Origin of the sequence: Alkalihalophilus pseudofirmus OF4, assembly GCF_000005825.2 — a bacterium.
GTDB lineage: Bacteria > Bacillota > Bacilli > Bacillales > Bacillaceae_D > Alkalihalophilus > Alkalihalophilus pseudofirmus.
In genome coordinates this window covers 3733082-3757654 of record NC_013791.2, presented here as the reverse complement: position 1 = coordinate 3757654, position 24573 = coordinate 3733082, and the positions used below count along the sequence as shown (strand labels likewise).

Below are 24573 nucleotides of genomic sequence, written 5' to 3'. Positions count from 1 at the left end.
ATCTACGCTCCTAATCGGTCTTGTACATCCGACTTAATTATATCTGCTTTTGGACCATAAATAACTTGAACACCACGGTTTTTCACGATCAAACCAAGGGCGCCCGTTTCTTTCCACTCCGCTTCTTTCGCTACTTTTTCTGGATCTTTTACTGTTACACGAAGACGAGTCATGCATGCATCTACATCTTCAATATTTTCTTCTCCGCCAAGTAAGGCAATGATTTTTCCAGCAAGGCCGTCTTTACTTACTTCCGCTTTTTCAGATGAGCCTTTTCCTTCTTCTTCGTTTTCTAAATAGTTACCGTTACGTCCTGGTGTTGGAAGGTTCATTTTCTTAATTAAGAAATTAAAGACGACGAAGTTTAATCCAAAGAACACAAGGCAGACAACAACAAAGTTCAGAAGGTCGCGAGCAAGGCCTGCATAGATCGACATTGGAGTTCTTGTTAATAGCTCGATAAATCCAAATGAGTGAATTCGCAAGTTAATGACATCAGCAGCTGCAAAGGCAAAACCAGTTAATACAGCATAGACCACATAAAGAAGTGGAGCTGCAAACATAAACATGAACTCAATCGGCTCTGTTACACCGGTTAAAAATACAGCTAAGCCAGCAGATAAGTACATAGGCTTATATTTGTGACGCTTTTCTTTATCAACATTTAAATACATAGCTAATGCAGCACCAATCAGGGCAGCAGATGAAAGAATCATTTGACCAATTTTAAAGCGTGCAGGTGTAACTTCTTCAAGTAATTGATTATATCCAGCCACATCGCCAGCACGAAGCATGTTTGTTAAGTCTGTTACCCACGCAAGCCAAAGCGGATCTTGCCCGGCAACCACACGGCCGATATTTTCACCAGTTTGAATTACATACGTACCGCCAAGTTCTGTATAGTTAATCGGTACCGTTAACATATGGTGAAGTCCAAATGGCAGCAATAAGCGCTCTAGTGTACCAAAAATAAATGGTGCAATGACAGGTGCGGTATTTCGTGAAGTTGCAATCCATTGTCCAAAGTCATTTAACAGCGTTTGCACAAACGGCCAGAATGATGACAGAACAAGTGCGGTAATAGTAGATCCAAATATCACGACAAAAGGTACAAATCGTTTTCCATTAAAGAATGATAAAGATTGCGGTAACTTATCAAAGTTATAGTATTTATTAAATAGTACAGCTCCTAAGAAACCAGCTATAATACCAACGAATACGCCCATATTTAGGGCAGGTGCTCCGAGTACTGATGTAAAGTAATCGCTAACAACTAATTCACGGCCAAAGAACGTAATCGTTGCTTCAGGGTCTTGCAGCATATCATTATTAACCCCAAATAATGCACCAGTAATACGGTTAATTAAAATGAAAGCAATCACTGCAGCGAAAGCTCCGCCTGCTCTCTCTTTCGCCCACGACCCACCTATTGCAACAGCAAATAGAATATGAAGGTTAGTGATAATCGCCCACCCGATGTCTTCCATTACGCGGGCAGTTGTTGCAACTGCTGCCAAATCGCCGCCGCTCATCGCAATGAGTTTCCCAAGCGAGATCATAATCCCTGCAGCAGGCATAACAGCTACAACAACCATTAATGCTTTCCCTAGCTTTTGCCAAAAATCAAATGAAATAAGCTGTCTCATGTAAATCCTCCTCAATTAACTAAAGTTATATTAAATAAATATAAATTAAATCGTTTTCAGAATCCGTTTTCAAAAAGCGAGTTGTGCGCTCTAATGCAAACGTTTGCTCAGAAGTTATTCTAGTAGAGATTTTTTTAACTTGCAAGTGTTTTTTACCGTGTTTTCTCTCAGTTCTTATTCTAGATCGTTGTCCTGCCTTGCTTAAAAGACAATATTTATTTTTGTGGAGTGCGGGAAATAAGGATGGTTTCGTTTATTTTCGTTAGGGATTTTAAGAGGGAATCAAGAGAAAGCGTTGTAACTTTTTATAATCCGTTCTATAATAAATGAGCAAAGAAAATGTGCAAACGTTTGTCTGAAGCTGTCAACATACGTTCCTAAGGCAGATATGAATTTATAAATATTTAATAATGTAAACGTTTTATTTTGAATGTTAAACAGTTGGAGGGATTCAAATGGATAGAAAATGGTGGAAAGAGGCAATAGCTTATCAAGTGTATCCACGAAGCTTTATGGATTCGAACGGTGATGGGATTGGTGATCTGCAAGGGGTGATCCAAAAGCTTGATTACATTAAAGGTCTAGGAATTGATGTGATCTGGATCTGTCCAATGTACCGTTCACCGAATGATGATAACGGGTATGATATTAGTGATTACCAAGATATTATGGAAGACTTCGGGAATATGGATGATTTTGATCAACTGTTAAAAGAAGTTCATAATCGTGATATGAAGCTGATTATTGATTTAGTAATCAACCATACGTCTGATGAGCATCCTTGGTTTATCGAATCACGCTCATCCGTCGATAATCCAAAACGTGATTGGTATATTTGGCGTGATCCAAGTGCAGACGGAAGTGAGCCTAATAACTGGGAGTCAATTTTTAACGGACCCGCGTGGGAATTTGATGAGAAGACAAAGCAGTACTACATGCATATTTTCTCTACAAAACAGCCAGATTTAAATTGGGAAAACGGTGATGTTCGCGCGGCGCTGTATAACATGATGAATTGGTGGATGGATAAGGGAATTGACGGTTTCCGCGTTGATGCTATTTCGCATATCAAGAAAATCGACGGGCTGCCTGATCTTCCTAACCCAAAAGGACTTGATTATGTCCCTTCTTTTGATGGACATATGAATCGCCCGGGAATCCATAAGTTCCTTCAAGAAATGAAAAATGAAACGGTAGCTAAATACGATGTGATGACCGTTGGGGAAGCGAACGGTGTAAAGCTTGATCAAGCAGATGATTGGGTAGGAGAAGATCGCGGTGCATTTAATATGATCTTCCAATTTGAGCATCTAGGTCTTTGGGGAAAGGAAACGGGCGGTGAGCTCGATCTTATTTCCTTAAAAGAAACACTGACTAAGTGGCAAAAAGGGTTAGAAGGCCGCGGGTGGAATGCATTATTCCTTGAAAACCATGACCAGCCCCGGAGTGTATCGACTTGGGGAAATGATAAAGAGTATTGGTCTGAGAGTGCAAAGGCGCTTGGAACGATGTTTTTCTTCATGCAAGGCACGCCATTTGTTTATCAAGGTCAAGAGATCGGCATGACGAATGTACAATTTGATACGATTGAAGAGTATGATGATGTCTCGATGAAAAACTTCTATCGGATTGAAACAGCTAAGGGCCGTTCTCATGAAGAGATAATGGAGATTATCTGGGAGCAAGGCCGCGATAATTCGAGAACGCCGATGCAATGGGATGACTCGAAAAATGCTGGTTTCTCTACAGCCGAGTCAACTTGGTTTGGCGTGAATCCTAATTACAGTGACATCAATGTAGCAAAGCAGGAGCAGCTAGAGGACTCCATTTTACATTACTACAAAAAGATGATTGCACTTCGCAAATCAACAGACGTTTTAATGTATGGTCAGTATGATCTAGTTTTCCCTGAGCATAAAGAAGTATATGCTTATACGCGGACACTCGGGGAGGAGAAATATGTGATCCTTGTGAACATGTTTGGTACAGAGGCTGAAACGGACTTAAGAAGCCTAGACTTATCAGAAAACTCTCCGCTCGTACTTGCGAATTATACAGCAAACGGTTCGCTCGATTCTCTTCGTCCTTATGAGGCGAGAGTGTACCGATTAGCATAAAATGATCTATTTTGGGCAGTCTCTTTAATAAGGGACTGCTTTTTTGGGTGTAAATAGTGGCAGTTTTGTTAATGAACTAAATAATAAAGTTTCCTTACGTTGCTTTTCTATGACCCACGTGGTATGATTGAATTTGTTTTTAAAAGGAAATTTGCGCCGACCTTTTTGGGAATAGGCGACACATAGCATCGTTATAACGACCATATTCCAGATCGTTGTGGGGTATGGTCTTTCTACGTACGTATATAATAGCTAATAGAGAAGATGTTAGGCTTACGGGGAGCCAAAAGAGGTGATTGAACTCTTTTATGTGACATCTTTTACGTGTCGCAGGATAGGCTCACCAAGGCGCTAAAATCAGATAAGATAAAGGAGATTTTCGATTTGGCAACTTTTTATGAATTTGGTTTGAACTCTGAGGTAGTTCGAGCAGTAACACAAATGGGTTTTGAGGAAGCAACTCCGATTCAAGCGGCTACGATTCCAACAGCCCTAGAAGGTAAAGATATTATTGGTCAAGCACAAACAGGTACGGGGAAAACCGGAGCGTTTGGTGTACCGTTAATTGATCGCATTAATATTGAAAATGATCACGTGCAAGCATTAATTCTTGCACCGACTCGCGAACTTGCAAATCAAGTAGCGGAGTCATTATTTAAATTTGGTAAATACAAAGGTGTTCGTACTGTAGTTGTATACGGCGGACAAGATATGCGTAAGCAGATTCGTGACCTTAAAAATAAACCACATGTTGTTGTAGCAACGCCTGGTCGTTTAATGGACCATATGCGTCGTAAAACGATTCGTCTAGGACAAGTAGAAACGGTTGTACTTGATGAGGCGGATGAAATGCTTAACATGGGCTTCATTGAAGATATTGAGACAATCTTAAGTGAAGTACCTAACGAGCGCCAAACATTACTTTTCTCAGCAACTATGCCAAAGCGTATTGAGAAATTAGCACAAACATTTATGAGCGAGCCTAAGCTGATTGCTGTTAAATCTAAAGAAGTAACAATGGAGAACATTGAGCAGCAATACGTTGAAGTTCATGAGCGTCAAAAGTTTGATACACTTTGCCGTTTCATTGATATTCATACGCCTGAGCTTGCCATTGTGTTCGGTCGTACGAAGCGTCGTGTTGATGAGCTTTCTGAAGCGTTAACGAAGCGTGGATACCGTGCAGAAGGAATTCACGGTGACTTAAACCAAGCAAAGCGTGACAGTGTCCTTCGTAAATTCAAAAACGGACTTGTTGATGTGTTAGTAGCAACAGATGTAGCTGCACGTGGATTAGATATCACAGGCGTTACTCATGTGTATAACTTTGACTTGCCGCAAGATCCTGAAAGCTACGTTCACCGTATTGGACGTACAGGGCGTGCTGGTAAATCAGGATTAGCTTTAACGTTTGCTACACCTAGGGAACGTGAGCACGTGAAAACAATTGAACAAGTATCTAAGAAGAAAATGACTCGTCGTGAAGTTCCAACGTACGAAGAAGCGATTAAAGGCCAGCAAGAGCTAGCTGTTGAGCAGCTTCGTGGATTAATTGCTGAAGGCGGAGCGGATGCTTACCGTGCAATTGCTAAGGATCTTCTACAAGAATCTGATGCGACAACAGCACTTGCTGCAGCATTAAAGCTTCTTACAAAAGAGCCAGATACTACAGATGTGAAATTAACGGGTGAAGCACCTTTACGTGTGAAAAAGCATCGTTCAGGCGGCAGCGGCAAGCCATACCGCAGCGGCGGCGGACGTCGTGATGACCGCAACCGTGACCGTCGTCGTCCTGGCGGCAGCTTCCGTAAAGATGATCGTAACCGTGACCGTCGTTCAGGTGGTCAAGGAAATCGTTCAGGCGGCCAATACCGTAAATCAAAACAAGCATAATTTCTTAGTAAGCCATTCTCATTAGAGAATGGCTTTTTTTATGTGATTTTTAAGAACAATTGATTAGTTTCTTGAAAAAAGTAAGAGAAATTAATTAAGAATGATTGACATTCTCATTGATAATGAATATCATTGTTGTTGAGAATGATAACGAATATCAATAAAATAATGTGTTTAAATCGTTAAACCAAGTTAGGAAGAGCTATGAAGATTAAATACTTAGTACTTTTATTTATCTTATTGTCATTTGGTTCCTTATTTGTAGGAGTATCTGATATTTCGCCTTTAGAAATATTCAATATGACAGACGAGCAGAAACATATTTTCTTAACGAGCCGGATTCCGCGTCTGATCAGTATTATCATCGCAGGCGTTGGGATGAGTATTTGCGGATTAATTATGCAGCAGCTGACAAGAAATAAGTTTGTTTCACCGACCACCGCAGGAACACTTGATTCAGCAAGACTGGGTATTTTAGTGAGCATGATCTTATTTGCTTCAGCAAGCCCGCTGCAAAAGATGATTGTTGCTTTTTTATTTGCGCTGGCAGGAACGTTCATTTTTATGAAAATCCTTGAGCGGATCAAAATTAAAAATACAATCTTCATTCCTCTTGTCGGCTTAATGTTTGGAAACATCGTCGGATCGGTGACCACCTTTTTTGCTTACCGTTATGACTTAATTCAGAACATGTCATCCTGGCTGCAAGGGAATTTTGCGGTCATTATCCGCGGTCGTTATGAATTGCTCTATATCAGTATTCCTTTATTGATTGTCGCGTACATATTTGCTAACAGATTTACGATTGCTGGAATGGGTGAGGAATTTTCAAAGAACCTAGGCTTGAAGTATAAGCAAGTAGTTAATATCGGCCTGGTAATTGTCGCTGCCATTACTGCAGTTGTTGTTTTAACTGTAGGAATGATTCCATTTTTAGGGCTGATCATTCCAAACATTGTAACGATTTATAAAGGAGATAATTTAAGAGAGAACCTGCCGCACACGGCGCTTCTAGGAGCTGTATTTGTACTGTTTTGTGACATTCTTGGGCGTATTATTATTTATCCGTACGAGATTCCAATAGGATTAACTGTCGGTGTGATTGGAAGCGGAATCTTTCTTTATCTTCTACTCGGGAGAAAAAAACATGGGTTATAAAACGAAGTTAATTGTATTAGCTGGATTGTCGCTTACGCTTGTTGTACTCTTTTTATTCTTTGATCTAAACAACTGGGAATACGCCCTTCCTAGAAGAGGAACGAAAATCTTTGCCATTGTTATCACAGGTGCAGCGATAGCTTTTTCAACGGTAATTTTTCAAACGATCACGAACAACCGAATTTTAACGCCTAGTATTATCGGGCTTGATTCCTTGTATATGCTGATCCAAACCTTTCTTATTTTCATGTTTGGCTCTACGAGTGTGATGGTGTTAAATAAGCACCTAAACTTTGGGATCTCAGTGATCGTAATGGTGTTATTTGCTGGCCTGCTTTACAAAACATTATTCAAAAAAGGCGGCCAGAATATATTCTTCTTGTTATTAGTAGGGATTGTCCTTGGGACGCTGTTTGGCAGCCTGTCTACATTTATGCAGGTTATTATTGACCCGAATGAATTTTTGTCGGTGCAAAACAGGATGTTCGCAAGCTTTAATAACGTCAATACTGACCTATTATGGCTTTCTATCATCTTGTTCTTCTTGATCAGTCTTTACTATTTCAGGTTTAACAAGTACTTAGATGTGCTCTCGCTTGGTAGAGAGCATGCGATTAATTTAGGGGTTGATTATGATTATGTGATTAAACGTCTCCTAGTCATCGTTGCGATGCTGATCTCAATTGCAACCGCTCTAGTCGGGCCAATTACTTTCCTAGGATTATTAGTCGCAAATGTCGCCTATGAGTTTATGAAAACCTATAAGCACTCCTACATTATCATAGCGGCCATGCTGATTAGTATTATTGCACTGGTTGGCGGTCAATTAATTGTAGAGCGAATCTTTTCATTTGCGACTCCGCTTAGTGTCATCGTGAATTTCGTCGGTGGTGTATATTTCCTCTATCTTTTATTAAAGGAGAGTAAAAAATGGTAGAAGTTACGAAGGTCTCAAAACTGTATGGTACGAAAAAAGTTGTTGATGATGTATCAATCAAAATTCAAAAAGGGAAGATCACTTCTTTTATTGGCCCGAACGGGGCAGGTAAAAGTACGCTGCTCTCAATGATCAGCCGTCTTATTGATGCCGATACAGGGGAAGTCATTATTGATGATGCGAAGATCAATGAAACGAAAAGTGGAGATCTCGCAAAGAAAATATCCATCTTAAAACAAGCAAATAATATTAACATCCGCTTAACGATTAAAGATCTTGTTTCTTTTGGCCGCTTTCCTTACTCAAAAGGGAATCTATCAAAAGAAGATTGGAAGTATATTGATGAGGCGATAGATTATATGGAGCTTCGTGACATCCAAGATAAGTATTTAGATCAGTTAAGCGGCGGGCAAAAACAACGTGCATTTATTGCAATGGTTATTGCTCAGGATACCGAGTATATTCTATTGGATGAGCCGCTAAATAACCTTGATATGAAGCACTCTGTACAAATTATGAAAGTGTTAAAGCGTATGGTTAAAGAACTCGGTAAGACGATCATTATCGTGCTTCATGATATTAATTTTGCTTCGTTTTACTCAGACTACATTGTCGCATTAAAAGACGGCAAAGTCGTTAAGGAAGGGCCGACTCACGAGATTATTAATAACGATGCTTTAAAGGAAATCTATGATATGGATATCCAGATTAATGATATTAATAACCAAAGAGTCTGCGTCTATTTTGTGTAAGGCTAGTGTTTATCATTTTGTAATAGAAGGATGATTAACTGTCATTCTATTAAATAAATAAAAAAAGAAATATAGGAGTGGGTAAGATGAGTAAAACATTACGTTCATTGTCATTACGTCCAATTATGTTCCTGTTCGTATTAGTAATCTTTGCAGGAGTTCTTGCAGCGTGCGGAAGTGACAATGCAGAAGAGGCTTCAGCTGATGTAGAAGCAGAACAAACAGAAGAAGCGGCTGAAGATACAGAAGAAACTGAGGCAGATAGTGATGCCGATTCAGAAGCGTCTGAAGTCACTATTACACATGATTTAGGAGAAGCGGTTGTTCCTAAAAATCCTGAAACGGTTGTTGTGTTTGATATGGGTGTTCTTGATACATTAGATACATTAGGTGTAAATGTGACAGCATTGCCTCAAGAAAATGTACCTGACTATCTTGAAAAGTATAAAGGGGAAGAATATCAAAATGCAGGTACTTTATTTGAGCCTGATTTTGAAGCAATCTATGGAATGGAGCCGGACCTGATTATTATTAGCGGCCGTGCAGCAGAAGCGTACGAAGAGTTAAACGAAATCGCACCGACAATCTTTATGGGTGTCGATACAACAAATTATGTAGAATCATTTAAAGGGAATGTAACGACTTTAGCTGAAATCTTCGAAAAAGAAGAGGAAGCGGCAGAGAAATTAGCTGAAATTGAGGAATCAATCGAAGAGTTGCATGAAACAGCAACAGCAAGTGAAACAAGCGGTCTTTTAATCATGGCTAATGATGGCGATATCAGCGCGTATGGTCCTGGTTCTCGCTTTGGTCTTCTTCACGATGACTTTGGAGTAACTCCGACAGATGATTCAATTGAGGTAACAAACCATGGGCAGAATATTTCGTTTGAGTACATTGTAGAGCAAGATCCTGAGTACTTGTTTGTCATCGATCGTGCGGCAGTCGTTGGCGGTGAGTCATCCGGTCAGCAGACGGTTGAAAATGAGTTAGTCAAAACAACTCGTGCATATGAAGAAGGAAATATTGTTTACCTAGATCCGGTAAACTGGTACATCACAAGCGGCGGATTAACGGCTGTATCTGAAATGGTAGAAGAAGTGAAAGCAGGAATTGAGTAATAGTAAAATAACGGAGACGACTTACATTATGTAGGTCGTTTTTTTTGTGCATAGCTGCCGCTCCTGAAATATGCTTCGCTTTCCGCGGTGAGCTGCTGAGCTTCCTCGGGCTTTAGCCCTGTGGGATCTCAGCCCTGCTCTAGGCACCGCAGGAGTCTACGCATATTTCATCCGCTGAGTTAATGCTCTTTCCAAAAATGGAGTGGAGTGATTTAGTTAATAGGCTCAGTTCTATTCACTAAGTGCTGCTTATAATGAGGGAGCAACATAACAACATCCTTTCTCCGTTGATTGGAGCGGAAGGCACCGACTCCTGCGGGATGTGCGTGGCCAGGGAAGACCCCACAGGAGCAAAGCGACGAGGAGGCTTCCGGACCGCCCGCGGAAAGCGTGTGCCTGCAGCGGAAATCAACAATTATTGCAGGGGCTACTCACTTTTGCTAGATAAATCTAATCTTTTTAGGTGTTTAAAAGGAATTTTGCTAAAAATCGAGAATAGATGACATATACGAAAGGTGTGTTGTTTGAATGGATAACGTAAAATCAATTGGGTTTATCGGCTTAGGAGTTATGGGAAAAAGCATGGCTAAAAATCTAATGAAAAAAGGGTTCTCAGTGAATGCTTATACACGGACCAAGTCGAAAGCAGAAGATCTCATTGAAGAAGGCTGTACGTGGTGTGAATCGGCCACAGAAGCAGCAGAAAAAGCAGATGTAATCATTACGATGCTAGGGTTTCCAAGTGAGGTTAAAGAAATCTATTTTGGTGAAGAGGGGCTGCTTAATAACGCAAGAGAAGGCAGCATCTTGATTGACATGTCGACCTCATCTCCCACTCTTGCAAAAGAGATTGCTGAAGCTGCTGACAAACATCAGATGACCGCACTTGATGCTCCTGTTTCTGGCGGGGACATTGGAGCAAGAGAAGCTCGTTTAACGATTATGGTTGGTGGTAACGAAGAAGCTTATAACAAGGCACTTCCTGTTTTTCAGGCAATGGGTACGAATGTTGTACTGCAAGGCGGACCAGGAATGGGGCAGTATACAAAAATGGTCAACCAGATTGCGATAGCCACAAATATGATAGGAGTCTCAGAGGCAATTAGTTACGCAGATAAGGCAGGACTGAATCCAAATCTAGTACTTAAAAGTATTGGCGGGGGAGCAGCAGGAAGCTGGTCACTTAGCAATCTAGCTCCACGTATGATAGCAGGAGACTATGAGCCGGGGTTTTATATTAAGCACTTTGTGAAAGATATGACAATTGCGCTAGAGTCGGCAGAAGAACTAGGTCTTGATACACCGGGGTTGAAACTTGCTAAGGGAATGTATGAGGAGCTAGTGACGCGCGGATTTGAAGATGCAGGAACTCAAGCATTAATTAAACTCTATGTCGATCAAGCGTAATCGTTTCCAATCTATCGACATTCCTACTAGAATAGAGTGGAAAGACACGTTACAACATACACTTAGGAGGTAGTAAACATGGAACAAACACTATTTAGACAGTTAAACACTTGGCGTGCTTTTACGTTAAAAACACTGCAAAAGGTAGAAGAGAATCAAGTTGATCAAATTCCAGAAGGGTTTAATAATAATATCCGTTGGAACGCTGGCCATATTGTTGTAATCCATGACCGTTTAACCGCTCAAATGCTTGGAGAAGCTCCTAGTTATCCTAAGGGGTATGATACGTATTTCGATAAAGGGACAAGCCCGAAAGATTGGGATGATGCTGTTCCGTCCTTAGAAGAAATTAAAGCAGAGCTTGAAGGCCAGATTGCAAAGCTTGAACAAAAGTTAACGGGCAACTTAGATAGGGAGCCGCTTGGTAATGTGTTTGATATGCCGACAATCGGTGATTTGACCGTTTTTTCAGTCGGTCATGAAGCGATGCATTTAAGCACGATCCATAAGTTAATGAAGTTCACAAAAGTATAAAGAATGTAAAGGATTCGTGAAGTGTATAGAGATCTTATTAAGACTAGCGAGAAGCTGTTGCTAGTGCTTGTGACAATTGATAAGGTAAAGGTGCAGCAAGCAAGCACGACCCCCTTTATCCTTTTTTTGAGTGGGCTGGGAATATTCCCAGCTCCTTTTTTACGTAAAATTAGCTCACTCATATTCCATGTTAGATAATCTAACATAAGTATTGCGAAAATTCACTCAACAACATAAAGTAATAAAAAACAGAGAAAAAATACTTTATGAAAAGGAAGTGGATGGGGATGACAACTGTATCAGTACCAACGAGAGAGAGCCAAATTGAGGAAATTCGTGCAACGATTGAGACAAAACATGTAGAGCTATTGCATATGCAATTTGTAGATATTGAAGGAACATTAAAGCATGTAACAATTACATCTGAACAATTAGATCAAGCAGTAAACGGTCAAGTGATGTTTGATGGTTCATCAATTACAGGCTTCACACCGATTAACCAATCAGACTTATATTTAACGCCTGATTTAAGCACATTTGCTGTACTTCCTTGGACAGAAGAGGAAGGGTATTCTGAAGCGAGGTTTTTATGCAGCGTAAAAAAGCCTGATGGGTCGGACTTTTTGGGCGACCCGCGCAACGTTTTAAAAGAAACGGTTAAGCGTGCTGAGGAAAAGGGCTATTCAATCAATGTGGGTCCAGAGCTTGAGTTCTTCTTATTTGAGACGGACGATGCGGGACAGCCTACATTAAAAACACAAGATGTCGGGGGATATTTTGAGCCATCACCAAAAGATAACGGCGAAAAAGTTCGTTTAGCAATTTATAAAGTATTAAAGAAAATGGGCTTCACGATTGAAGCTTCGCATCACGAGGTGGCAATCGGCCAGCATGAAATTAACTTCAAGTATGCAGATGCCCTTGGGGCGGCAGATGCAGCAACAACGTATAAATGGGTTGTGAAAACAGTAGCAGGACAGCATGGTCTTCATGCCACATTCATGCCAAAGCCGCTTGCAGGGGCAAACGGCAGCGGAATGCATACAAATATCTCGTTGTTTGATATTGAAAAACAAGAAAATGCTTTCTATGATGATACGGATGAGTTAGGGCTGTCTGAAACAGCTTATCAATTTATTGCCGGATTAATTGATAACGTGAAAGATTTTGTAGCAGTGACAAACCCGCTTGTCAACTCATACAAACGTCTCGTCCCTGGATATGAGGCTCCTTGTTATATTGCTTGGTCAGCTTCAAACCGCTCAGCTCTTATTCGTATCCCAGCAACACGCGGCGCTGGTACTCGCGTTGAGATCCGCTGCCCGGATCCATCAGCAAACCCTTACTTTGCATTTGCTGTTGTTGCATCAGCAGGTCTTGATGGAATTGAGCGTGAACTGACTGCACCTCCAGCAGTCAATGATGATATTTTCAGCATGACACGTCAAGAGTGCTTTGAGCGCGGTATTTCGAACCTGCCGACAAACCTTGAGTCTGCTCTAGATCATTTTGAAGCAGGTACGATTGGCCGCAACACTTTAGGTGAACATGCATATTCAGAATATGTTGAACTAAAACGCGGTGAGTGGGATGACTTCCGTACAACGGTTTCTGATTGGGAAGTAGCAGCTTATCAAGCGAAGTTTTAAGAATAGTAAAAGCATGCAGTCATTTGGCTGCATGCTTTTTTAGGTTACATTCCTTTTTCTTTTGTGTGCAGAGGAACACTTCGCCTCGCTGTTAATTTTTTAAAGGCAGGGGTGCCGGAAGTAGTGAAAATAAGGAGTCCGATCCATATGAAAATAAACGCAGCCAATTGGATCAAGCTGAAGGGCTCTTTATAAAGAAATACACCAAACAGAAGCATTAAGGTCGGTCCAATGTATTGAAGGAACCCGATTAATGACAAGGAGATCCTTTTTGCACCAACAGAGAAAAGCAGAAGTGGTATAGCTGTTGCGGCCCCGGCTCCAATTAACAGCATCCATGTTTCAAGAGAGTGTGCTGAAAAAATGCCCGCTTCAGGTTTGGCAAACCACACATAAAGCAGAGCAAAAGGGGTCATCAACATTGTTTCAATTGTTAGTCCTACCAGTGCACCGACATTGACTAATTTTTTCATAAGTCCATAGATTCCAAAGGTAATAGCAAGCAAGAAAGAAGCATACGGAATAACCCCGTAATAAACAGTCATTAATGTCACTCCTATAAATGCGAGGGCGAAAGATACTCCTTGCCAGCGAGTAAACCTCTCTTTAAGAAATATCATGGCAAGAAGGACATTAACTAACGGATTAATATAATAGCCAAGGCTCGCCTCTACCATCCGTTCATTCGTTACCGCCCAAATAAAGACAAACCAGTTTAACGTGATAAAAACAGAGGCTGAAATCATGCCGATTGTTTGCTTTTTACTGGTAAGAAGACGTTTAACCTCTTGTACAAAAAAGCCAATCTGTCCTCTTAACGCTAAGATACCAACCATAAAAACAAGGGACCAAATTATTCTGTAGGCTAATACTTCCCCTGGAGTGACATGTTCAAGCTGTTTCCAGTAGAGAGGTAGGATTCCCCATAATATATAAGCAAAGATCGCGGCTGTAATCCCTATCTTTTGTTCTGAGTGCTGCGTATTAGATTGTTGCACCTTGTCACTGCCTTTCTATAAACATAACAGGTCTGACAAATGCCAGACCTGAATCGTACTTACCCTCTATTAGCTATATGCTTTAAAGGCCCGACATATTGATTAAGTCGGAATGAATGCTTAATAGCTGTGTTAACAAACTCTTTTGCTGTGTGGATCGCTTCTTCTACAGAGCGTCCTTTTGCTAGCTCTGCGGTGATAGCTGCTGCAAATGTACAGCCAGCTCCGTGAGTAAACGTTGTGTCAATCTTTTCTGATTCGAGCAGTGTGAAATCTTTTCCATCAAAGTACACATCGACCGCTTTCTCATGATCAAGTTTGCTTCCGCCTTTTACAACTACATGCTTTGCACCAAGCTCAGAAATGGCGGCAGCAGCTTCTTTCATTTCACCGATCGTTGTAATCGGGCCGTGTCCGCTTAGCTGTGCTGCTTCAAATAAATTTGGTGTTACCACTAATGCTTTTGGTACTAAAACATCACGCAGACAGGCATCCGTTTCTGGATTCAATGCCTCATCTGCTCCCTTACATACCATAACTGGGTCAACAACAAAGTTTGAAATAGTATATTGATCGACTTTCTTAGCTACGAGCTCTATAATTTCTGTTCGCCCAAGCATTCCTGTTTTCGCTGCATCAATGCCAATGCCAGCAAGAACTGTTTCAATTTGCTTTTCAAGCTGTCCCACATCTTGAGGAAACACTTCATGATTCCAATGATTGTGAGGATCCTGCGCTACTACTACCGTTAAGGCATTCATACCGTAAACGCCAAGTTCCTGAAATGTCTTAAGGTCTGCTTGCAGTCCTGCTCCGCCGCTTGTATCTGAACCCGCAATGGTTAACGCTTTTTTCATTGTCATAGATGTACACTCCTTTAGTATGCAACGATTCGATCGTTTTTACTTGTCCTCCATTATAAGGGAAAGTATGAAAGAGATAAATGGGAAATCTAAAACCATAAAGTGTAATGAGCTTTTCTATTGACGAATGAAAAGAATGTTACTATACTTTATTTAGTAAACAAAAAAGTATAGAAAGTTTATAGAGATATAAAAAGGGAGAGATAAACCAATGGCAACTGTATTATTTGTAAAAGGAAATCCAAGAACGAAAGAGGAAGCAGTCAGCGTAAAAATGTACGAGGAATTCCTCACAACTTATAAAGAAGCAAACCCAACTGATGAAGTTATTGAGTTGGATCTATATAAAGAAAATCTTCCTTACCTTGATGCAACAATGCTGAATGGACTGTTTAAGCCTATGCAGCAAATTGCTACAACTCCAGAGGAAGATGCGGCTCGTGAATTAAACGATCGTTACCTAGAGCAGTTCATTAGTGCGGATAAAGTCGTATTTGCTTTCCCACTATGGAACTTCACGATTCCTGCAGCATTACACACGTATGTAGACTACCTAAGCCGTGCTGGCAAAACATTTAAATACACACCAGAAGGTCCTGTAGGATTAATGGGTGACAAGAAAGTTGCGTTATTAAATGCACGTGGCGGTGTGTATTCAAACGGACCAATGGCTCAGCTTGAAATGTCTATGAACTACATGCGTACAGTGATGGGCTTCTGGGGAATTGAGCAGCTTTCAACTGTAATCATCGAAGGCCATAACCAAATGCCGGATGAAGCAGAGAACATTATTGCCAACGGACTTGAGGAAGTACGTAAGACAGCAAAAGCATTTTAATTATGAACAGTAAAAGCGCTGGGAGAGAAAATCTCCCAGCGCTTTTTTGATTACTAAGTGGAGTAATTTAATTATCTTTCAAAAGCAACCTAAAAGAAGGTGCCTCAAACAAGGGATAGCATAGTTGTCGCTTCTGAAATATGCTTCGCTTTCTGCGGTGAGCTGCTGAGCTTCCTCGGGCTTTTGCCCTGTGGGATCTCAGCCCTGCTCTAGGCACCGCAGGAGTCTCCACATATTTCATCCGCTTGGTTACTGCTTTGTGTAATTATTAAGTGGAATGATTTAATTATGGTTCAATGCAAATTATAAAAGTGAGTTCATCTGCTAGAGATCATTTAAAAGCTACTTATAATGGGGGTACTATACAACACCTTGCCTCCGTTGGTTGTAGCGGAAGGCACCGACACCCGGGAAAAGCGAGTACCTGCAGCGGAGATCAACAACTACTGAAAGGGTCGCTTTTTGTGTTCTAACGAGATACCCATACTTTCATTCACATTTAGCTATAATGCTCAACGTACAATTCTCCAAGAACCTTCGCAATTTCTTTCATGCCGAACTTACCGGCCTTTCGTTCTGCGTCAGGATTGTAGTTTGTGTTCGTATTAACGTCATACGTAAAGAGATTCCCCGAAGCATCACGAATAAATTCTATCCCGGCAAAATGAATATCATTAGCAAGCAGGAAAGCCTCATACTTATGAATAATTGGGTCATTAAAGTTTTCAATGATCTTAAACTTCTCTTTTGGCTCTGCGGTCGTTGGACAGAAAGCATCGCCAATCTGACAAGCATCAGCAGGACACAATTCGAAACCCTCTGATGTGTCTACCTCCACAGCATAAAAGAACCTTCCCCCAATAAATTCACAGCGAGTAATCGTTGAATCTGGTGATTGAATATATTGTTGCAAAAGAGTAATCCCATCAATCGGCTCTTCAAAATCCAGTCCTTCCACATACTTTTTAAGTGCGTCTGTATTCTCGAATAGCTGAACGCCAAGTCCTTTTCCTGCTCGATTATGTTTTGTAATAAATGGAGCATCGCCGAATGCTTCAGCCGCATCTATTATATGTTTTTTCCCGACAGCTGCCATTGTTTTCGGCGTTTCAATTTCAAAGGATTCAAGGGCTGTATATTGTGCGACTTTGCTCACTTCAAGCTTAAGGGCACGGCTTGTGTTAAGCACGATACGGCCATGAGCTTCAAGCCAATCAAGCACAGCCCCTGTAAATTCTGGTGCATATCTGTGTTCTCTGGTGTGAGAAGAAGCACTCATGCGATTATAAAAAATTCCTTGTGGAGGTTCTTTTGTGAGATCAATCATTCCTTGGTCCAGATGCCAAGTTTCAAATGGATGACCAAGAGCTTCTAATTCTTTTCGAAGCGGTTCTGTCCACTCCTCATTTTCGTGAATGACATATATTTTTGCAGTCATTAGTCAGCTCTCCTTTTAATCCTTATTATTCTTATATGATATAAAGATTATAACGCATTGGGGCTCTTTATGGTACAAGCTTGCTCAACATTAATAACATAGAAAAATACTAAGAAGTTGCACCGAGCGTCTCTCTGCGATACGATAACGCAGAGAAGAAGCAGGTACGATGCGAAAAAAAGGAGTTGTCTGTATAATGTCTGATCGTGATAAACAATTACGTGAAGCCGCTTATCAGGAAGTTGAAACACATAAATCATTAGTAGAAAGTGATCGTTTTCGCCTAGGGTATCACTTAATGCCGCCAGTCGGCTTGTTAAATGATCCGAATGGGTTTATTCAATACAAGGGTGTCTACCATCTGTTTTATCAATGGAATCCGTTTAAAACAGAACATGGCGCAAAATTTTGGGGACATTACACCTCGCGTGATCTAGTCAATTGGGAGCACCATGAGATAGCCCTTGCACCTAGTGATTGGTTTGATAAGAATGGCTGTTATTCCGGGAGTGCGATTGAACATAACGGAAAGATGTATTTATTTTATACAGGCAATGTAAAAGATGAACACAATAATCGAGAGAGCTATCAAGTATTAGTAGAATCAGAAGATGGTTTTACGTTTGATAAAAAAGGAGTCGTTGTTGAGCTTCCGGAAGGTTATACAGCTCATTTTCGTGACCCTAAAGTTTGGAAGCGTGATGATTATTTCTATATGGTAGTCGGGGCTCAAAGCGAGGACCTTACAGGAAAAGCTGCCCTCTTGCGTTCTAGTGATCTATACAAGTGGGAACATTTAGGGGCAATTGCTGGTGCGCACGTAGGGTCCTTAGAAGATTTCGGCTATATGTGGGAATGTCCAGATTTATTTGAGCTAGACGGCGAAGAAGTTCTAATCCTCTCTCCTCAAGGATTAGAACCTGAGGGAATGTTATATCAAAATATTTATCAAGCAGGCTACTTTATCGGAAAAATGGATTATGAAAACGCTCGGTTTGATCACGGTGAGTTTGTGGAAATGGATCGAGGCTTTGAGTTTTATGCTCCGCAAACGACAGAAGATGATCAAGGGCGCCGCCTGCTCTTCGGTTGGTTAGGGCTGCCTGAAGAACGCGAGGAAGACCACCCGACCATTGAATATAAATGGATCCATGCGATGACTTTGCCTCGTGAACTTAGAGTGAAAGATGGCAAGCTCTATCAACTGCCGGTAGAAGAGTTAAAGAAACTTAGACATGATGAAGTCATTTATCATAATGTGGTATTGAATGAAGAAGAGCAAGCTTTCGCAGGGATTGATGGAGAACGTTTAGAATATGAGCTCACGTTTAACGAAAATCCTTCAAGTGAAGTAACGATTCAGATGCGTAATCATGCAACGATTACGTATTCCCCTGAAAAAAAGCGCTTGACGCTGAGCCGAATCAGCTTTGTGGATGGCAAAACGATTGAAGAGCGTCATTGTGAGATCAGCGAGCTGAAAAATCTTCGTGTTTTCTTAGACTCTTCATCAATTGAGATATTTGTAAATGACGGGGCAGAAGTATTTACCGCTCGAATTTACCCGGCTGAAAACGAGAAAAATATTACCTTTAAAACAGGACAACCGACATCTGTTCAACTGCAAGCGTGGATGTTATACTAGGCTAGTATGATTAACAAGTGAACCAAGCCTGCACCTCATCAAGAGGGTGAGTGTGTAGGCTTTTTATTTTCTTAGAATAGCATAATTATACGGTGAGATGATTGATCACTCATCATCACTTTGCAGTCATATTAGATGTGGTTAGTTCGGAGGGATAGTATGGATTCATCTAATCAAGCAGAAAGAAAGAAGCGATTTACCGCTAAACATTATTTAGCATTCATCCTTCCTTCTTTGATTGGTATTTTATTATTTATGACACCGATTGTTATAGACGGAGATATTACGATTCCTGTAGCCTTTTTGGCAGGTATTGTAGAGGGAGCATTTGCTGATGTACTTCCGTTAGCAATGACGATTCTTCTTGTCCTCTCGGTGATTATGACAGTATTTGTTGTAGCAGCAAAGCCTGCCTTTGCGAAAAAAAGCGAGCTGGTCGAAGCCTTATTTGATGTAGGCTGGACGTGGACAATTATTCGAGTGTTTGGAGTGTTGTTTGCTGTTTTAACATTGATGGAGTGGGGGCCAGAGTTTATTTGGTCAGAAGACACGGGTGGTCTTTTACTGTTTGATCTAATCCCTATTTTATTTTCTGTATTTTTATTTGCTGGGTTCTTCTTACCTCTATTAATGAACTTTGGTTTAATGGAGCTTGTTGGATCCATATTAAACCGTATCATGCGTCCATTATTTACTCTGCCGGGACGCTCATCGATTGATTGTATGGCTTCTTGGATGGGTGATGGAACGATCGGGGTTCTGCTTACGAATAAACAATATGAAGATGGCTATTATACAAAACGTGAGGCAGCTGTTATTGGGACCACCTTCTCTGTCGTTTCGATTACGTTTAGTATCGTCATTTTGTCTTATATGAACTTGGAGCACTTATTCTTGCCGTACTACGGCACTATCGTATTAGCAGGGTTTGTAGCAGCGATTATTTTGCCGCGTATCCCTCCTTTGTCTAGAAAAGCAGATACGTATATTACAGATAAGAAATACGATGCAAAGGAAGAACGTCAAAGCATCGGAGCTTCCTTTAAGTCAGGGCTTCGTCAAGCGTTAGAGCGAGCGACAACGAATAACGGCTTCGCTTCAAATGTCAAAGGCGGCATGAAAAATGTTCTTGATATGTGGCTTGGAGTGATACCTGTAGTAATGGCTCTTGGTACAGCGGCACTTGTTGTTGCTGAATATACGCCTGTATTTGAGTGGTTAGGTGCACCATTTATTCCACTTCTTCAAATCATGCAGGTACCAGAAGCTGCAGCAGCTGCTCAAACAATGGTAATTGGATTTGCAGATATGTTCTTGCCGGCAATTATCGGCAGCGGCATTGAAAATGAAATGACGCGTTTCATTATCGCCTGCGTATCTGTTACTCAATTAATTTATATGTCTGAAATTGGCGGACTGCTTCTAGCATCTAAGCTGCCAGTATCGTTTACAGATCTAGTGATTATCTTTATTGAGCGTACGCTAATTACACTGCCGGTTGTTGTTTTAATGGCTCACTTGATTTTTTAATGGTTGAATGGATGAGTATTAAGCTATGCAGCTGAAACGACGCAATAACGTAGGATCTTGATACATTAAGACGCTCAACGCACACAATAAAGATCTCGACTGACGCAGTAGTAATCAATGGATGCATAAAAGGATTGTGGTGACGCAATCCTTTTCGTCTTTAATACAATTAACATGTGAACCAAAGCAAAACGGCTTAAGACTGACCCAATGGCAGCACCGAGCCTTCGAATAAAAACAAAAGCAGGTGAATCCTTATGAAAAAGCAGGTAGTAGCGATTACAGGAGCAAGCAGCGGATTAGGTGCAGCTCTTGCAAAACTTTATGGACTAAAGGGAGCACATGTCTGTTTGCTTGGAAGGTCGAAAGAAAAGCTAGAGTCTTCTTTTAACGGCCAAGAAGGAAGTTATTCAGCTCACGCGCTTAATATTGTGAACAAAGAAGAGGTAGCTTCCGTTTTTCATCAGCTGAGTGAAGAGTTTGGCGAAGTGGATATGCTGATTAATAATGCAGGTGTAGGATATTTTGGATTAGCAGAAGACCTTGGCACAGAAGAGCTTTGTACGATGCTTGATGTAAATGTAAAAGGAACAATCTACCCAACACAAGCGGTCCTTCCTCAAATGAAAAAACGTAACAAAGGAACGATTGTTAATATTGTATCGACTGCAGGGCTTGTAGGAAAAGCGAATGAATCGGGCTATGTGGCAAGTAAGTTTGCTGTTCGTGGATTTACTGAGAGTTTGCAGGCTGAACTCAGTGACACAATGATTCGAATCAGCGGTATTTATATGGGCGGCATGGATACTCCGTTTTGGGATGGCATATTCTCAGATGAAAAGCGTAAAATGTTAATGCAGCCAAAGGATGTGGCAGAAATTATTGTTCACAATCTTGATGAGCGAACGAACCTTTCCGTTGATGAGGTCATCATTCGAAATAAAAAGCCAAAAAAGTAAACAAAGTGTTTGACGGAAACTGTTGAAGCAGTTAAAATGTAAGCGAAAACATCATAAGTGGGATTGTTACTGATTATGCAGGCAAGACCTAAAATGGAGGAACGGGATACGTCTACCCAAATGACGGATTCTGACCATTTTAGGTCTTTTTTTGCATGGATTGGGTATTGAATGGATAAGGATTCTGCTTAGACAAAAACTATAGAGAGCTTAAATAAGGAGGAAATAAAAATGGATACGAAAAAAGTAGCCCATGAGCTTGTCGATCTGCTTGGCGGAGCTGACAACGTTGTAAGTGCCACACATTGTGCAACTCGTCTGCGAATTGTGCTAAATGATGATGACAAGCCGGATAAAAGTCAAATTGAAGAGTTAGACGGGGTAAAAGGAGTTTTTAAAGCATCTGGTCAATACCAAGTCATTTTTGGAACGGGTCTTGTTAATAAGGTGTACGCCGAGTTTGCTGAATTAACAGGACTAGGCACAAAAGATACAGACGGGGGAGAAAAGCAAGTAGATCACGCAGATGCTGCTAAAAAGAAGATGAATCCCCTCGCTAGGATAGCGAGAACTCTCTCTAACATTTTCGTTCCAATCATTCCGGCGATTGTAGCGAGTGGTCTTTTAATGGGTTTATTAGGGATGCTTCAGGCCTTCGAACTTGTTCCGCCTGACAGTCCATGGATTCTATTTTTAGATATGTTCTCAAGTGCCGCATTTATTATTTTACCGATTTTAATTGGTTTTAGTGCTGCCAAAGAATTTGGTGCCAATCCGTATTTAGGGGCAGTACTTGGTGGAATCATGACGCACCCGGCTCTGTTAAATCCTTGGACATTAGCCGATGCTGAACCGGAAACGATTCAATTTCTTGGAATGAATGTCGATCTTCTAGGGTATCAAGGTACGGTTATTCCGATATTATTAGTCGTTTATATTATGAGTAAAATTGAGCGCGGTGTACGTAAAGTCGTGCCAAATGCAATTGATTTACTCGTCACACCGTTTGTGACAGTCATTGTAACTGGTTTTATTGCGATGCTTTTCGTTGGGCCGCTTGGGACGATGATTGGAAATGGTCTAACGTGGGGTCTTGATTATATTTATAACACAGCAGGCATTTTTGCAGGTCTTCTGTTTGGAGGACTTTACTCAACAATTGTTATTACAGGAGTTCATCACAGCTTCCACGCAATTGAAGCGGCTCTGATTGCTGACTTTGGCATGAACTTCTTACTGCCAATCTGGGCAATGGCAAACGTAGCCCAAGGTGGAGCGGGTCTTGCAGTATTCTTCCTGACAAAGAACCCTAAAGTGAAAGAAATTGCGATCCCTGCATCATTCTCTGCATTCCTAGGTATTACCGAACCAGTAATCTTTGGTGTAAACTTACGCTTTATGCGTCCGTTTATCGGAGCTGCTATCGGTGGCGCTCTAGGAGGGGCATACGTTGTATTTACTAATGTTGTAACGAATGCATATGGATTAACAGGAATTCCAATGTTCGCGATTGCGGCACCTTTTGGAACAGCGAATATCATTAATTATGCAATTGGTATTTTAATCGCTGCAGGTGGTGCTTTTGTAGCTACGTTATTACTTGGTTTAAAAGAAGATGCTGAGAAGAAAAAATAATTTCGCATAAAAGAACAGGCCTGCTCATTAGAGCGGGCCTGTTTCGTCTATTTAATAGAGCTAGTTGTATATTCGGCATCCTCTACCGATACAACGCTTGATGATAATTTCAACAGCCCGCTTCCTTGTGCGCGGCGGCTGAAGTTAAGAGAAACGGTGTGTTTGATCAGTTGTGCGAAAATTTCTGGTTCCGTCAACTTTCTTTCAAACTCTTTTTCTCCTTGTTCAATTAACAGGGCTGCCGCACCGGATACATGCGGTGTAGCCATTGAAGTACCGGATAAGACAGCGTAGCCGTTGTTAAGATAAGTTGAAATAATTTCTTCGCCTGGTGCGACAAGGTCAATCGCACAATTTGTATTGCTGAATCTAGAGATCTCGCCTTCTAGATTGACAGAGCCTACTTGAACGACTTCCGGATAAGCTCCAGGGTAGGCATATTCATCTGTGTCATGATTGCCATCCCCTTCATTTCCAGCTGCACATACAACTAAAATATCCTCAGCTACAGCATCTTTTATCGCTTGATGAAGTTCAGGAGTATCAATTCTTCCCCCGAGTGACATAGAAATGACACGAACTCGTTCATTGTTTGGTCCACGCCAATTTATCGCATAACGAACCCCTTCAATGACCCATTTTGTATCTCCGTACCCTTGTCCGCTAAGCACCTTTACAACGAGCAGTTTCGCTTTTGGGGCGGTACCAATGACGCCCTTGTCATTTTCACAGGCAGCAACGGTTCCGCATACGTGAGTACCATGACCGTTAGAATCTTCTACATTATCAGGGTCGCTGTTATCATCTGTAGTAAAGTTACGACCGTCAATAATTTGATCCATAAATTCGATGTGGGTCGTTTCACACCCTGTATCTAGAACAGCTACAACAGTATTACCACCCTTATATCCAGCCTCCCATATGGCTGGTGCTTCAATCATTTCAATACCGGGCGGAATAACCTTTGTGTCATTTAGAACCTTCTCAACTTTGAATGGAATCAGGCTCACTTTACTCAATGCGACTCCCCCTAGTGAATAAGAATTTTTTTGATAAAAAGTGCTAAAATGCTCGACATATATCCCATTTACACTTACAATATAAATACACTTATATTAGATTGAAAATTTTGAAAGTTTGTTGTATAAATTAGTTTATTCGGTATTATACTTTACTCGTAGGCAAAAAAATCTCATATAGGCGATTTCCTCAAGGGAATCGTCTTCTCTTTTTAGGTTTCTTTTTAATCTCTTTTAAATGTTTGATACCTAACATGACGGTAGAGAAGCAAGTGGCAGCAAGTACGGACAACGTCAACAACTGCTCAAGCAACTCCATCACTTTTATCCCCCCCCTTTTTTACAAAAAGAGCCCTACACAGTAGAAGAACGACTGGTAGGACTCGTGTTATAAGAGTCTGCATAGGTGCATTATAAAGTAAGGATAAAACTGG

The 24573-nt window shown here is 41.0% G+C and carries 20 protein-coding genes; 14 read left to right on the top strand and 6 right to left on the bottom strand.

The annotated features are described in order from the left end of the window. Positions 1–2: 2 nt before the first annotated feature. The gene (locus BPOF4_RS18665) at positions 3–1646 is read right to left on the bottom strand and encodes a PTS transporter subunit IIBC (RefSeq protein WP_012960816.1); all 1644 of its coding nucleotides are present in this window, start codon (positions 1644–1646) and stop codon (positions 3–5) included. Between the two features lie 455 nt (positions 1647–2101). Between BPOF4_RS18665 and BPOF4_RS18660 the strand changes: the two genes are divergently transcribed. The 9 genes from BPOF4_RS18660 to glnA all read left to right on the top strand — a co-directional run bounded on the left by BPOF4_RS18660 (position 2102) and on the right by glnA (position 13214). After that, on the top strand, positions 2102–3763 hold the full coding sequence (locus BPOF4_RS18660; protein WP_012960815.1) for a glycoside hydrolase family 13 protein: 1662 nt from the start codon (positions 2102–2104) through the stop codon (positions 3761–3763). A 384-nt stretch (positions 3764–4147) separates the two neighbouring features. Next, positions 4148–5656: a degradosome RNA helicase CshA gene (gene cshA / locus BPOF4_RS18655; RefSeq protein WP_012960814.1), complete on the top strand. Its 1509-nt coding sequence runs from the start codon at positions 4148–4150 to the stop codon at positions 5654–5656. Positions 5657–5860: 204 nt separating this feature from the next. After that, positions 5861–6814, top strand: coding sequence for an ABC transporter permease (locus BPOF4_RS18650; RefSeq protein WP_012960813.1), 954 nt, complete (start codon positions 5861–5863; stop codon positions 6812–6814). Continuing rightward, positions 6804–7751, top strand: a complete 948-nt coding sequence (locus BPOF4_RS18645; RefSeq protein WP_012960812.1) for an iron chelate uptake ABC transporter family permease subunit — start codon at positions 6804–6806, stop codon at positions 7749–7751. Before BPOF4_RS18650 ends, BPOF4_RS18645 begins: the two co-directional genes overlap by 11 nt. After that, a complete protein-coding gene (locus tag BPOF4_RS18640) occupies positions 7745–8503 on the top strand; it encodes an iron ABC transporter ATP-binding protein (protein WP_012960811.1) in 759 nt (252 codons plus the stop codon). The genes BPOF4_RS18645 and BPOF4_RS18640 overlap by 7 nt, the downstream gene beginning before the upstream one ends. A gap of 86 nt (positions 8504–8589) precedes the next feature. Then, on the top strand, positions 8590–9624 hold the full coding sequence (locus BPOF4_RS18635; RefSeq protein WP_012960810.1) for a siderophore ABC transporter substrate-binding protein: 1035 nt from the start codon (positions 8590–8592) through the stop codon (positions 9622–9624). 528 nt (positions 9625–10152) lie between these two features. Further along, entirely contained in the window at positions 10153–11031 is an 879-nt protein-coding gene (locus tag BPOF4_RS18630) for an NAD(P)-dependent oxidoreductase (RefSeq protein ID WP_012960809.1), read from the top strand. Positions 11032–11109: 78 nt separating this feature from the next. Next, positions 11110–11565 (top strand): DinB family protein, encoded by a 456-nt coding sequence (locus BPOF4_RS18625; RefSeq protein ID WP_012960808.1) that lies wholly within the window; start codon positions 11110–11112, stop codon positions 11563–11565. A gap of 281 nt (positions 11566–11846) precedes the next feature. Then, positions 11847–13214, top strand: a complete 1368-nt coding sequence (gene glnA, locus BPOF4_RS18620; protein WP_041822524.1) for a type I glutamate--ammonia ligase — start codon at positions 11847–11849, stop codon at positions 13212–13214. Positions 13215–13258: 44 nt separating this feature from the next. Here the strand turns inward: glnA and rarD are convergent, their stop codons facing one another. After that, on the bottom strand, positions 13259–14212 hold the full coding sequence (gene rarD / locus BPOF4_RS18615) for an EamA family transporter RarD (RefSeq protein ID WP_012960806.1): 954 nt from the start codon (positions 14210–14212) through the stop codon (positions 13259–13261). A gap of 59 nt (positions 14213–14271) precedes the next feature. Further along, entirely contained in the window at positions 14272–15075 is an 804-nt protein-coding gene (gene pdxK, locus BPOF4_RS18610; RefSeq protein WP_012960805.1) for a pyridoxine/pyridoxal/pyridoxamine kinase, read from the bottom strand. Between the two features lie 211 nt (positions 15076–15286). Here pdxK and BPOF4_RS18605 point away from each other — a divergent pair, with 211 nt between their 5' ends. Continuing rightward, positions 15287–15913, top strand: a complete 627-nt coding sequence (locus tag BPOF4_RS18605; RefSeq protein WP_012960804.1) for an FMN-dependent NADH-azoreductase — start codon at positions 15287–15289, stop codon at positions 15911–15913. Positions 15914–16412: 499 nt separating this feature from the next. Here BPOF4_RS18605 and BPOF4_RS18600 read toward each other — a convergent pair whose 3' ends face one another. Beyond that, on the bottom strand, positions 16413–17351 hold the full coding sequence (locus BPOF4_RS18600) for an ATP-grasp domain-containing protein (protein WP_012960803.1): 939 nt from the start codon (positions 17349–17351) through the stop codon (positions 16413–16415). A gap of 196 nt (positions 17352–17547) precedes the next feature. Here BPOF4_RS18600 and BPOF4_RS18595 point away from each other — a divergent pair, with 196 nt between their 5' ends. From BPOF4_RS18595 to BPOF4_RS18580, 4 genes are all read left to right on the top strand, one after another. Then, entirely contained in the window at positions 17548–18996 is a 1449-nt protein-coding gene (locus BPOF4_RS18595) for a glycoside hydrolase family 32 protein (RefSeq protein ID WP_012960802.1), read from the top strand. A gap of 159 nt (positions 18997–19155) precedes the next feature. Continuing rightward, the gene (locus tag BPOF4_RS18590) at positions 19156–20526 is read left to right on the top strand and encodes a YjiH family protein (RefSeq protein WP_012960801.1); all 1371 of its coding nucleotides are present in this window, start codon (positions 19156–19158) and stop codon (positions 20524–20526) included. A 257-nt stretch (positions 20527–20783) separates the two neighbouring features. Then, positions 20784–21485: an SDR family oxidoreductase gene (locus BPOF4_RS18585; protein WP_012960800.1), complete on the top strand. Its 702-nt coding sequence runs from the start codon at positions 20784–20786 to the stop codon at positions 21483–21485. A 231-nt stretch (positions 21486–21716) separates the two neighbouring features. Further along, entirely contained in the window at positions 21717–23120 is a 1404-nt protein-coding gene (locus BPOF4_RS18580) for a sucrose-specific PTS transporter subunit IIBC (RefSeq protein ID WP_012960799.1), read from the top strand. Between the two features lie 47 nt (positions 23121–23167). Here BPOF4_RS18580 and BPOF4_RS18575 read toward each other — a convergent pair whose 3' ends face one another. Together BPOF4_RS18575 and BPOF4_RS22835 are read right to left on the bottom strand one after the other, a co-directional pair. Further along, a complete protein-coding gene (locus BPOF4_RS18575) occupies positions 23168–24139 on the bottom strand; it encodes a S8 family peptidase (protein ID WP_012960798.1) in 972 nt (323 codons plus the stop codon). Between the two features lie 190 nt (positions 24140–24329). Further along, on the bottom strand, positions 24330–24461 hold the full coding sequence (locus tag BPOF4_RS22835; protein WP_012960797.1) for a hypothetical protein: 132 nt from the start codon (positions 24459–24461) through the stop codon (positions 24330–24332). Positions 24462–24573 lie beyond the last annotated feature (112 nt).